Source organism: Aurantimonas sp. DM33-3, from assembly GCF_014334315.1.
Classification (GTDB): Bacteria; Pseudomonadota; Alphaproteobacteria; order Rhizobiales; family Rhizobiaceae; genus Aurantimonas; species Aurantimonas coralicida.
In genome coordinates this window covers 100,849-113,113 of record NZ_JACSGS010000013.1, presented here as the reverse complement: position 1 = coordinate 113,113, position 12,265 = coordinate 100,849, and the positions used below count along the sequence as shown (strand labels likewise).

General features: G+C 68.3%; 9 protein-coding genes. 8 read left to right on the top strand and 1 reads right to left on the bottom strand.

The window, feature by feature from the left end:
• Positions 1-67: 67 nt before the first annotated feature.
• The 5 genes from H9Q09_RS16790 (at position 68) to H9Q09_RS16770 (ending at position 7,622) form a co-directional block, all read left to right on the top strand.
• Positions 68-538 (top strand): tripartite tricarboxylate transporter TctB family protein, encoded by a 471-nt coding sequence (locus H9Q09_RS16790; RefSeq protein WP_187391978.1) that lies wholly within the window; start codon positions 68-70, stop codon positions 536-538.
• A gap of 6 nt (positions 539-544) precedes the next feature.
• On the top strand, positions 545-2,062 hold the full coding sequence (locus H9Q09_RS16785) for a tripartite tricarboxylate transporter permease (protein WP_024351672.1): 1,518 nt from the start codon (positions 545-547) through the stop codon (positions 2,060-2,062).
• A gap of 126 nt (positions 2,063-2,188) precedes the next feature.
• Entirely contained in the window at positions 2,189-2,860 is a 672-nt protein-coding gene (locus H9Q09_RS16780; protein ID WP_246716193.1) for a TetR/AcrR family transcriptional regulator, read from the top strand.
• Positions 2,861-2,955: 95 nt separating this feature from the next.
• A complete protein-coding gene (locus tag H9Q09_RS16775; RefSeq protein WP_246716192.1) occupies positions 2,956-4,140 on the top strand; it encodes an efflux RND transporter periplasmic adaptor subunit in 1,185 nt (394 codons plus the stop codon).
• On the top strand, positions 4,137-7,622 hold the full coding sequence (locus H9Q09_RS16770) for an efflux RND transporter permease subunit (protein WP_187391976.1): 3,486 nt from the start codon (positions 4,137-4,139) through the stop codon (positions 7,620-7,622). The genes H9Q09_RS16775 and H9Q09_RS16770 overlap by 4 nt, the downstream gene beginning before the upstream one ends.
• 25 nt (positions 7,623-7,647) lie before the next feature.
• Here H9Q09_RS16770 and H9Q09_RS16765 read toward each other — a convergent pair whose 3' ends face one another.
• Positions 7,648-8,796, bottom strand: a complete 1,149-nt coding sequence (locus H9Q09_RS16765) for a CaiB/BaiF CoA-transferase family protein (protein WP_187391975.1) — start codon at positions 8,794-8,796, stop codon at positions 7,648-7,650.
• A gap of 192 nt (positions 8,797-8,988) precedes the next feature.
• Between H9Q09_RS16765 and H9Q09_RS16760 the strand changes: the two genes are divergently transcribed.
• The 3 genes from H9Q09_RS16760 to H9Q09_RS16750 all read left to right on the top strand — a co-directional run bounded on the left by H9Q09_RS16760 (position 8,989) and on the right by H9Q09_RS16750 (position 12,166).
• Positions 8,989-10,518, top strand: a complete 1,530-nt coding sequence (locus tag H9Q09_RS16760) for a fumarate hydratase (protein WP_187391974.1) — start codon at positions 8,989-8,991, stop codon at positions 10,516-10,518.
• Between the two features lie 89 nt (positions 10,519-10,607).
• The gene (locus tag H9Q09_RS16755) at positions 10,608-11,108 is read left to right on the top strand and encodes a cupin domain-containing protein (protein WP_187391973.1); all 501 of its coding nucleotides are present in this window, start codon (positions 10,608-10,610) and stop codon (positions 11,106-11,108) included.
• A gap of 92 nt (positions 11,109-11,200) precedes the next feature.
• A complete protein-coding gene (locus H9Q09_RS16750) occupies positions 11,201-12,166 on the top strand; it encodes a ribokinase (protein WP_187391972.1) in 966 nt (321 codons plus the stop codon).
• The last annotated feature ends 99 nt before the right edge of the window (positions 12,167-12,265 follow it).

The window sequence follows — 12,265 nt, the reverse complement described above, 5'->3', positions numbered from 1 at the left end:
CTTCGAACCGGCGCCAGGCGCCGTCCGATTTCCCGAACGGCCCTGAGGCGAGGATGTCACCGCGTCCATGAAACTGAACGATCTTTCCCTCGGCATTCTCGCGCTTCTGTGCGGCGGCGGGATCTACCTCTCCGCGCTGCAGTTCTCGCCCATTCCGGGGCAGGCCTACGGGGCCGAGACCATGCCCACCACCATCGCCCTCGTCGCGATGGGCCTCGGCCTGTTCATGATCGGCAAGGCGGTGATCGCCGGGACCGACCAGCCGGCCTTCGCGCTGGCCGAATGGGCCCGTTCGCCGGTGTCGCTGGTCGGCCTGTCGGTCGCGCTGGGCCTCATCCTCTTCTACATCCTGTTTTCCAAGGCGCTCGGCTTCGTGCCCACCGCCTTCGTGGTGATCCTCACTTTGATGCTCACCCTGCGCACCCGGCCGGTGACCGCGATCGTCGTGTCGCTCCTGGCGACCATCGTCATTCAGCAGGCCTTCGGCCGCCTGCTGCTCGTTCCGCTTCCGCGCAGCGCCCTCGGATTTCTCTGGTAGTCGATCATGTCCGTTATCGTGGAAGCCCTCGGGCTCGTCTTCCAGCCCTATGTCCTCCTGGTCATCCTGGGGTCCGCCTGCTTCGGCATGTTCGTCGGCGCCATTCCCGGCCTGACCGCGACCATGGCGACGGCGCTGCTGGTGCCGATCACCTTCTTCATGGATCCGGTGCCGGCCATCGCGGCGATCGTCACCGCCACGGCGATGGCGATCTTCGCCGGTGACATTCCCGGCGCCATGCTGCGCATGCCCGGCACGCCCGCCAGCGCCGCCTATGTGGAAGACGCCTATCGCATGACGCGGTCCGGCCGGTCCGAGGAAGCCCTCGGTGCGGCCCTGGTGTTCTCATCGATCGGCGGCATCTTCGGCACCATCGTCCTCGTCACCGCTTCTCCGGCCCTGGCGGAAGTCGCGCTGAAATTCTCTTCCTTCGAGTATTTCTGGCTGGTCGTGCTCGGCCTCTCCTGCGCGATCTTCGTGTCGCCGGGCTCGGTGACCCGCGGCATCATCTCGCTGCTGATCGGCCTGTTCGCCGCCACCGTCGGCATCGACAATCCTGCCGGCGAGCCGCGCTACACCTTCGGCAATGTCGAGCTTCTGGCCGGCGTCCAGTTCATTCCCGCCATGATCGGCCTCTTCGCCGTCTCCGAGGTCCTGCGCTCGGTCGTGGCGCGGGTCGCCCGGCCCGCCATCGCCCGGTCCAGCGGCGACGGCGTCTTCCTCAGCCAGTGGAAGAACTTCAAGCGCTATCCGGTCCAGGTGTTTCGTGGCAGCGCGTTCGGCACGGCCATCGGCGCGCTTCCGGGCGCCGGCGCCGACATCGCGGCATGGATCTCCTACGCCGTCAGCAAGCGCTTCTCCAAGACCCCGGAGAAGTTCGGCACCGGCCATGTGGAAGGCCTCGTGGAGTCCGGCGCGTCCAACAACGGCGCCGTCAGCGGCGCCTGGATCCCGGCGCTGGTCTTCGGCATTCCCGGCGATTCCATCACCGCGATCGTAATCGGCGTCCTCTACATCAAGGGCATCAATCCGGGGCCGACGGTGTTCATCAACGACCCGCAGCTCATATACGCGGTGTTCATCGTCTTCTTCCTGGCCAACATCATCATGCTGCCGCTCGGCTGGGTAGCGATCAAGTCGGCCGGCACCATCCTGTCGATCCCCGAACGGGTGCTGATGCCGATCATCCTGATGTTCTGCATCGTCGGTTCCTTCGCCATCAACAACTCGATCTTCGGCGTCATCCTGATGTTGATCTTCGGCATCCTCGGCTTCCTGATGGACGAGAACGATATCCCGATTGCCCCGGCGATCCTCGGTCTCGTCCTCGGGCCGATGCTGGAGCAGAATTTCATCACCTCGATGATCAAGGCCGATGGCAGTTTCCTGGCCTTCTTCGAGCGGCCCATCGCCGCCGGACTCGGCCTGTTCACCATCGCGATCTGGTGCCTGCCGCTGATCATGATGATGCTCATGCGACGCAAAAAGGGATCCGCCCGGCCGGAACCGGCGGCCGGCGACTGACCCGCCTCCGGCGCAGGCCGGCGGCGCGAAGCCCCCCTCTATCATAAGACTTGCGTAACAACGCCGGCGATGAATTCAGACGATTCATCGCCGGCAAACGACTTTACGTGCAGTGCAGCAGAAGCTATGAGAACGATCGTTCGCTCTCAGACCCGGATGCTGCTCTTGCCCGCGACCACGCCCTTGCCCGACGGCCCCGCGATGACGGCCCAGGACCAGCGCCGCGTTCAGGTGCTGGCTGCGGCGCGGGCCTGCTTCGCCCGGGCCGGCTTTCATGGCGCGTCGATGCAGCAGATCTGCGCCGAAGCGAAGATGAGCCCCGGGGCGCTCTACCGGTATTTTCCGTCCAAGGACGCGATCATCGAGGCGATCGCCGAGGAAGAGCGCGGCAACGCCGCCAATTGCATGGCCCTGCTCGGCGGCCCCGGCAGCATCTTCGACCGCATCGTCGCCGTGGCGATGGAGTATCTGCGCCAGACGCTGGATCCCGACACCGGCGGGCTGATGGTCGAGATCTGCTCGGAAAGCATCCGCAACACCACCATTGGCAAGCGCTTCCACGAGATCGAGATGGAAGTGCGCCGGGCCTTTCGCGAAGCCCTGCAGCAGGCCCATGACCGCGGCGAGATCGCCGCCGACATCGATCTGGGCGTCGTCCTCACCGTGCTCCTGTCGGTCGGCGACGGTCTGGTGATGCGCCTGCAGATCGAACAGGACTTCGACATCGAAACCATCGAGCCGTATCTGCGGCGCATCGTCGAGGGCCTTCTGGCCCCTCGGCCATCCGCCACCGCTTGAATCCACGCCGCCCTGCGGCGGTCACCTGACCCGACATGATCGGCGACGGACGTTCCATGAGGCGGGCCTCGGCCCGCAAGAGATCGAGGCCTGCCATGTCCCTGCGTCCCCTCGCCCTTCTTCTGGCAGCCGCCGTCGCGGCCTTGCCGGCCAGCGCCATGGCCCAGGATGCGCCGGCCGCGACCGCCGCGCTGCAGGCCCCCAGCGTCTCCGTCGTCAAGGCGAAGCGGCGCGAGATCGTCTCCACCGTCACCGTCACCGGCACGTTGCGGCCGCGCGAGACCGTCGTCGTCGGCAGCGACGTCGAAGGCTTGCGGATCGAGGCCCTGCTGGCGGACGAGGGCGACATCGTTTCAGCCGGCGATGTCCTCGCCCGGCTCGACACCGACATGATCGAGATCGGCCTTGCCCGCAGCCAGTCCCAGACCGCCCGCGCCGATGCCGCGATCGCCCAGGCGAAGAGCCGCATCGCCGAAGCCGAGTCCATCGCGACCGAGGCCCAGTCCGCCCTCGCCCGCACAAGGCCGCTGGCCGAGAAGGGCATTGTCGGCCAGGACGTCCTCGACCAGCGCATTTCGGCCGCCGCCTCCGCCGACGCCGCGCTCGCCAGCGCCCGCCAGGGCGTCGCCGTCGCCGAGGCCGACCGGGCGCTGACCCTTGCCGAGCGGCGCGAACTGGAACTGCGCAAGGCGAAGGCCGAGATCAAGGCACCCTCAGATGGTCTGGTCCTGTCGCGGGCCGCCCGCCTCGGCAGCGTCGTCTCGGGGGCCAGCGGCGGCCTGTTCGAGATCGCCCGCGACGGCCAGATCGAGCTGGATGCCGAGGTCGGCGAGACCGTGCTGCGCCGCCTGGCCGAAGGGCAGGCGGTGACGGTCACCCTGGCCGGCGGCGGCGAACCGGTCACCGGCAAGATCCGCCTCGTTTCGCCCATGGTGGATGCGACGACGCGGCTCGGCCGCATCCGCGTCGCTTTGCCCGCCTCGTCCGAGCTTCGCACCGGCAGCTTTGCCCGCGGCGTGGTCGAGACGGACCGCTCCACCGGCGTCGTCGTTCCGCGCACCGCGATCATTGCCGATGCCGACACGGCCGTGGTGCAGGTGGTGCGCGACGGCACCATCGAGACCCGCGAGGTCACCCTCGGCATCACCACCGGCAGCGACGCCGAGATCGTCGAAGGGCTCGAGGCGGGCGACCAGGTCGTGGCGCTGGCCGGTACCTTCGTGCGCGACGGCGACGCGGTGACGGCCGTCGCCCTGAAGAGCGCGGAGGGCGAAGGATGAACTGGAACTTCTCCGCCTGGGCGATCCGCAACCCGGTCCCGCCGATCCTCCTGTTCTTCGTGCTGGTGGCGCTGGGCATCTCCAGCTTCATCAACCTGCCGATCACGCGCTTTCCCAATATCGACGTGCCGGTCGTCGCGGTTACGATCACCGAATCCGGAGCCGCGCCGTCGGAACTGGAGACGCAGGTCACCAAGAAGGTCGAGGATGCCATCGCCGGCATTTCCGGCGTCAAGCATGTCACCTCCACCATCACCGACGGCTCCTCGGTGACGGCGGCTGAATTCCGGCTGGAGATCGATACCGACCGCGCCACCAACGACGTCAAGGATGCGGTCGCCAAGATCCGCTCCGATCTGCCGCTGACGATCGACGAACCGGTGATCCAGCGCATCGAGGTCGAGAACCAGTCGATCGTCACCTATGCGGCGGCCTCGCCCGGCAAGACGCCGGAGCAATTGTCGTGGTTCGTCGACGACGTCGTCATCCGCGCCTTGCAGGGCCTCAACGGCGTCGGCCGGGTCGAGCGCATGGGCGGCGTGGAGCGCGAGATCCAGGTGCGGCTCGATCCCGACCGGCTGGCCGCCCTCGGCGTGACCGCCGGCGAGGTCAACCGGCAGCTGCGCTCGACCAATGTCGACCTGTCGGGCGGTCGCGGCGAATTCGGCGGCCAGGAACAGGCGATCCGCACCCTCTCCTCTGCCGACACGGTGCAGGGGCTCGCCGAGACGCGCATCTATCTGCGCGGCGGCCGGCAGGTGCGTCTCGCCGAACTCGGCGAGGTCGTCGACAATTGGGAAAAGCCGCGCTCCTTCGCCCGGCTCGACGGCCGGCCGGTCGTCGCCTTCTCGATCTACCGCTCCAAGGGCGCCAGCGACACGACCGTCGCAGACCGCGCCGCCGAGGCCGTGGCCAAGCTCGCCGCGGCCAACCCGGACGTCACCTTCTCCAAGATCGACGACAGCGTTACCTACACCTACGGCAATTTCGAATCCGCCATGGAAACCCTCGCCGAGGGCGCCCTTCTGGCGGTCATCGTGGTGCTGCTCTTCCTGCGCGACTGGCGCGCCACGGCCGTCGCGGCGATCACCCTGCCGCTCGCCGCCATCCCCACCTTCTGGGCCATGGACCTGATGGGCTTCTCGCTCAATCTGGTCAGCCTGCTCGCCATCACGCTGGTCACCGGCATTCTCGTCGACGATGCCATCGTCGAGATCGAGAACATCGAGCGCCATATCGGCATGGGCAAGAAGCCCTACCGCGCCGCCATGGAAGCGGCCGACGAGATCGGCCTCGCCGTCATCGCCATCACCATGACGATCATCGCCGTGTTCTCGCCGGTGAGCTTCATGGGCGGCATTGCCGGCCAGTACTTCAAGCAGTTCGGCCTGACGGTCGCGGTGGCGGTGTTCTTCTCGCTGCTCGTCGCCCGGCTCATTACCCCGATGCTGGCGGCCTATTTCTTCCATGCCCATGCGGTGGGCGGCCCGAGCTTCGGGCGGCTGCTGCGCCGCCGGCTGATGCTGCTGGCACCGCTGGCGGGTCTTGCCATCGGCGCGCTCTTCGCCATCGCCTTCCTGCCCTCGGCCGGACCGGACAATCCGGTGGCCGGAGCCCTCGGCCCCTATGCCGCCATGGTGCCCGCGCTGAGCTTCGATCAGGCGACGGAGCTGTCGCTCTTCGTCATGGCCGGCGCGGTGGGGCTGGCGATCCTCCTTGCCTATCTCGGCATGCCGCACCCGACCGAGCAGAGCGATGGCCTGTTGATGCGGGCCTATACCAGCTTCCTGCGCCTGACCGTGCGCTGGCGCTGGATCACGCTGGCGGTCGGCATCGGCCTCTTCGCCCTGTCGATCGATGCGGTGAAATATCTGCCGACCGGCTTCATACCCAAGGAAGACGCCTCGCGCATCGTCGTGTCGCTGGAACTGCCGCCCGGCTCGACGCTGGAAACCACCCGCGCCGTCACCGACGAAGCCGTCGCCTCGATCCGCGAACTGCCGGAGGTGCGCAGCGTCCTGGTGATCGGCGGCGCCAGCCCGACCGGCACGCTGGAGGTGCGCCGCGCCGCGCTGACCATCAATCTGACGCGCAAGTTCGAGCGCACCCGCAGCCAGGCCCAGCTGGAGCCGATCATCGACGCCAAGCTGGCGGCGATCCCGGACATCCGCTCCTATTACGTCAACGACCGCGGCGAGCGTGAACTCTCCGTCGGCATTCTCGGCGACGACGGCGCCAAGGTGTCCGCCGCCGCGGCCGACCTCGAAGCCCAGATGCGGCGCGATCCGATCTTCGCCAACCCGTCGGCCATGGCGTCCTTCGCTCGACCCGAGATCCGCATCGTGCCGCGGCTCGACAAGGCCGCCGATCTCGCCATCGCGCCCGACGCCATCTCCGAAACGGTGCGCGTCGCCACCATCGGCGACGTCGGCGCCAATCTCGCCAAGTTCAATGTCGGCACGCGGCAGGTGCCGATCCGGGTGGAACTGCGCGAAAGCGCCCGCCAGGACCTGTCGACCATCCGCAACCTACGGGTGACGACCGGCACCGGCGCCTCGGTGCCGCTCGACAGCGTCGCCGATATCGGCTTCGGCCAGGGCCCCTCGACCATCGACCGCTACGACCGCGAGCGGCTGGTGAAGGTCGGCACCTCGATGGCGCCCGGCTACGAGATCGGCCAGGGCAGCGAGCGGATCATGTCGCTGCCGGCGGTCAAGAACCTGCCGCCCGGCGTCCGCATCCAGGAGGTCGGCGACGCCGAGATCCAGGGCGAGGTCTTCGCCGGCTTCGCCTCGGCCATGAGCGCCGGCATCATGATGGTGCTGGTCGTGCTGATCCTCCTGTTCGGCAGCGTCTTCCTGCCGCTGACCATCCTCGCCTCGCTGCCGCTGTCGGTCGGCGGCGTCGTCGGCGCCCTGCTCCTCACCCACACGGCGATCTCCATGCCGGTGGTCATCGGCATCCTGATGCTGATGGGCATCGTCACCAAGAACTCGATCATGCTGGTGGATTTCGCCGTCGAGCAGGAAAAGCACGGAATGCCCCAGACCGAGGCGATCATCGACGCCGGCCGCAAGCGGGCCCGGCCGATCATCATGACCACGCTGGCCATGGCGGCGGGCATGGTGCCGGCGGCCATGGCGACCGGCGAAGGCGGCGAGTTCCGCGCGCCCATGGCGATCGCGGTGATCGGCGGCCTGCTGGTCTCCACCGTCCTGTCGCTGATCTTCATCCCGTCGCTCTATACGCTGATGGACGATCTCAGCCACACGGTCGGCCGGCTGTTCCGCTGGCTAGTGCGGCCGAATGCCAGCGACGACGGTGACGTGACCGGCGAAGTCCCGGCCGCCCCCGCCCATGCCGTCGCGGCGGACGCGACGCAGGATGAGCCGGACGCGCCGTCCTGGCGCCGGGTGACCGAATTCCCCCAGCGCGCCAAGGACGAACTGCCGGCACCGAAGATGCAGCCCGCCGCCGAATAGTCCTGGCGGCGGCCGGCGATCGGTGTCAGCCGGCCTTGCCGTCCGATCCGGTCAGGCCGAATTCGGCGAAGATTTTGTCAGTGTCCTCGCCGAGCGCCGGCACGCGGCCGAACTCCGGCAGCTTTCCGTCGACGAGGAAGCCTGGCGCCAGCATCGTCACCGGCCCGGTCGGCGTCTCCACCGTCACCGTCCGGTTCTGGGCGTGGTGCTTGACGTCCTCCATGGTCGACAGGCGTCCATAGGCGATCTTCGCCGCTTCCAGCTTCTCAGCCATGGCGTCGCGGTCGAAGCGCGAGAACACCTCCTGGATGATCGCCTCCAGCGCCGGCCGGTTGGCGACCCGCGCATTGTTCGAGGCGAAGCGCTCGTCGGTGGCAAGATCCGGCAACTCCAGCGCCTTGGCACAGAGATTGGCCCATTCCCGCTCGTTCTGGATCGAGAACAGGATCGCTCGCTTGTCGGCGCATTCGAAGACGCCGTAGGGCGCGATGGTCGGATGCGAGAGGCCGTTGCGCGGCGGTGTCTTGCCGCCATAGACATATTGCAGATACGGCACGTTCATCCAGTCAGACAAAGCGTGGAACAGCGACAGCGAGATGTGCCGGCCCTTGCCGGTGCGCTCGCGCACGAACAGCGCCTGCATGATCGACGACAGCGCCGTCATGCCGGCGGCGATGTCGCAGACCGAGACGCCGACGCGGGCCGGGCCTTCCGCATTGCCGGTCACCGAGGACAGGCCGGTTTCGGCCTGCACCAGCAGGTCGTAGGCCTTCAGATGCGCGAAGGGGCCGTCGTCGCCATAGCCGGAGATCGCGCAGGTGATCAGCCGGGGAAAGCGCTCTCGCAGTTCCGCCATGTCGAAGCCCAGGCGCGAAATGACGCCGGGGGCGAGGTTCTGGATGAACACGTCGGCCTCGCCGATCAGCACCGCCAGGCGCTCCCGGTCGGCCGGGTCCTTCAGGTCCAGCCGGACCGATTCCTTGCCGCGGTTCAGCCAGACGAAATAGGCGCTCTCGCCATGGACGAGACTGTCGTACCCGCGGGCGAAATCGCCCTCCGGCCGCTCGATCTTCAGGACCCGCGCCCCGGCATCGGCCAGCCGCCCCGAGACGTAGGGGGCGGCAACCGCCTGTTCGACGGAGACGACCAGAATGCCGGCAAGATCATCGTTCATGGGGCTCTCCGCAGGTTTCGAGCAGCAGACGGGATGCGCTCGCACAAGGACCGTGACCGCCCTGAGCGACCGTTCCCACGGCGGTGACATCGTAAGGGAGGAAATGCAATAACCGGCCGCCCCGCCATCGACGCGACGCGACGCGGCCATAAGCGCCGGGTATGGGCGGGGACCGGCCGGGAGAGAACCGACATGCACGCAGCGCCGATTGCCGAAGCCGACTTCATCCGCTCCGTCGCCGACGCGCTGCAATACATCTCGGTCTATCATCCGCCGGACTTCGTCGCCCATCTCGCCCGGGCCTATGAGCGCGAGGAAAGCCCGACCGCGCGCAACGCCATGGCGCAGATTCTGGTCAATTCCCGCATGTCGGCGCTCGGCAAGCGGCCGATGTGCCAGGACACCGGCACCGTCAACGTCTTCGTCAAGATCGGCATGCAGGCGCGGATCGACAGTCGCCGTCCGCTGGCCGAGCTCGTCGACGAGGCCGTCGCCCGCGCCTACACCGACCCGGCCAATCCGCTGCGCGCCTCGATCGTCGCCGATCCGATCTTCGAGCGCCGCAACACCGGCAACAACGCGCCGGCCGTCACCCATGTCGAGATGGTCGCCGGGGACAGCGTGAAGGTGACCGTCGCGGCCAAGGGCGGCGGTTCGGAGAACAAGGCGCGCTTCGCCGCGCTCAATCCCGGCGCCTCGATCGTCGACTGGGTGCTGGAAACGGTCGAAGGGCTCGGGGCCGGCTGGTGCCCGCCGGGCCTACTCGGCATCGGCGTCGGCGGCACGGCCGAAAAAGCGATGATCCTCGCCAAGGAATCGCTGCTCGCCCCGATCGACATGACCGATCTTCTGGCCCGCGGGCCCGCCTCGATGCTCGAGGAGTTGCGGATCGAGATCTACGAGGCGGTGAACGCCCTCGGCATCGGCGCCCAGGGCCTCGGCGGCCTGACCACGGTGCTCGACGTCAAGATCGCCACCCATCCAACCCATGCCGCCTCCAAGCCGGTCGGGCTGATCCCGCAATGCGTCGCCGACCGGCATATGAGCTTCGTCCTCGACGGCTCCGGCCCCGCGACCTTCGTCCCGCCGTCGATCGATCTGTGGCCGCAGATCGCGCTCGCCGGCGCTGCCGAGACCCGCCGCGTCGATCTCGACCGGATCACCCCGCAGGAGGTGGCAAGCTGGAAGGCGGGAGAGACGCTGCTCCTGTCGGGCCGGCTCCTGACCGGCCGCGACGCCGCCCACAAGCGCATGGCGGCGATGCTGGACCGCGGCGAGCCGCTGCCCGTCGATCTGAAGGGTCGGGCCATCTACTATGTCGGCCCGGTCGATCCGATCGGCGACGAGGTTGTCGGCCCGGCCGGCCCCACCACTTCCACACGTATGGACCCGTTCACGGACCAGATCCTCGCCGCGACGGGGCTACTGGTGATGATCGGCAAGGCCGAGCGCGGACCCGCCGCCATCGACGCCATCCGCCGGCATGGCGCCGCCTATCTCATCGCCGTCGGCGGCGCCGCCTATCTGGTGTCGAAGGCCATCCGCTCGTCCCGCGTCCTGGCCTTCGAGGATCTCGGCATGGAGGCGATCCGCGAATTCACCGTCGAGGACATGCCGGTGACCGTCGCGGTCGACGCGACGGGCACCTCGGTCCACACGACGGGCCCGGCCGAATGGCGCCGCCCGCAGATCCGCGTCGGCGGTGCGCCGGTCTCAGCCTGATCCGCGCGCTCGCGTTCACGCAATGGCGATTGCAGCCCTGGCCGAACTGGCGATAACGTCGCGCGGACAGGGATGAGGGAGACCGCCGCATGAGTGACGCACCGACCGACGAGCCGCGCTGGAAGCACGACGGCGTGCGCGTCATCAAGGGCGACCGGCTGGATTCCAACACTGCGCAGACGCCGGGCATGTTCCGCCAGGCGGCGATCAACCATGCCCGCGTCGGGGCGCAGAAGATCTGGGCCGGAACGGTGACCATCGAGCCGGACGCCAAGACCGGCGTCCATCACCACGGCGCGCTGGAAAGCGTTATCTTCGTCCTGCGCGGCAAGGCGCGGATGCGCTGGGGCGAGCGGCTGGAATATGTCGCCGAGGCCGAGGCGGGCGACTTCATCTTCGTGCCGCCCTATGTGCCGCATCAGGAGATCAACGCCGATCCCGACGCGCCCCTCGAATGCGTCCTGGTGCGCTCCGACAACGAGGCGGTGGTGGTCAACATCACCGATGTCGAACCGGTCGAGCGCCCCGAGGAAGTCTATTGGGTCGATCCGATCCACAGCCATCCCGACACCGACAGTAACGCGTCTTGAGCCGGTGCCGCGGATCGGCGACAAGCGCGATCAGATGACGGCTGGCATTGCCGCAGACCGGCAGCCCACGCCCCGCAGAGGAGACCCCATTGATGGCCGACACTGACGAGACGACGCCGGCCGACGTTCTGGTCTTCGGTTCGCTGAATGTCGATCTCGTCTGCCGGGTGGCGAGCATCGCCCGGCCCGGCGAGACCGTGCTGGCACCACGCTACGAGCAGCTATTCGGCGGCAAGGGCGCCAACCAAGCGGTCGCCGCGGCCCGCATGATCGGCGGCGGCAACAGGGTCGCCATGGTCGGCGCGGTGGGCGACGATGTTCTTGGCCAGGCGGTGGCCGACAATCTGCGCGGCGAGGGCATCGATGTCGGCGGGCTGCAGACCGCGCCCGAGCGCACCGGCTGCGCCTTCATCTCGATCGACGCCGCGGGCGAGAACGCCATCACCGTCGCCAGCGGCGCCAATGGCTGCGTGACCGCCGGAGCGCTGGCGCCCGGCCGGCTCGGCCCGCAGAGCATCCTCGTCCTGCAGATGGAGATTCCACTGGCCGAATGCGTCGCGGCGGCAAGGGCCGCGCGGGATGCCGGCGCCCGCACGGTGGTCAATCTCGCCCCCGTGCCGCCGGATCTCGACGAGGCGGGCATGCTGCAACTGATGGAACTGGCCGACGTGCTGGTCGTCAACGAGAGCGAGTTGCGTTCGGCCGCCACGATCTGCGCGGTCGAGAGCGGCAACGCCTCCGAGCGGGCGCGCACTCTGTCCGAACGCCTGGACCTCGCCGTCATCGCCACACGGGGGTCGCGCGGCCTGATCATCGCCGACCGGAACCGGCCGGTGCGCTCCATCCCCGCGATGAGCGTCGAGATCGTCGACACCACCGGCGCCGGCGACACCTTTGTCGGCGTCTTCGCCGTAGGCCTGTCCGAAGGGCGCGCGCCGGACGACGCGGCCGAACGCGCCGCGGTCGCCGCCTCCCTCGCCTGCCGCAAGCTCGGCGCCCAGTCGGCCATGCCGACCGCGGCGGAAGTCGAGCGCGCACTGGCGGAGCTCAAGCCATAAGACCGCACCGGCCACGCCAGATGCCCTGTTACGGTAGCTTCGGGTTGAGCAACGCCCCACGTGCCGGCTGCGCGATCCGTCGCTTCGTGTCGCGTTGGC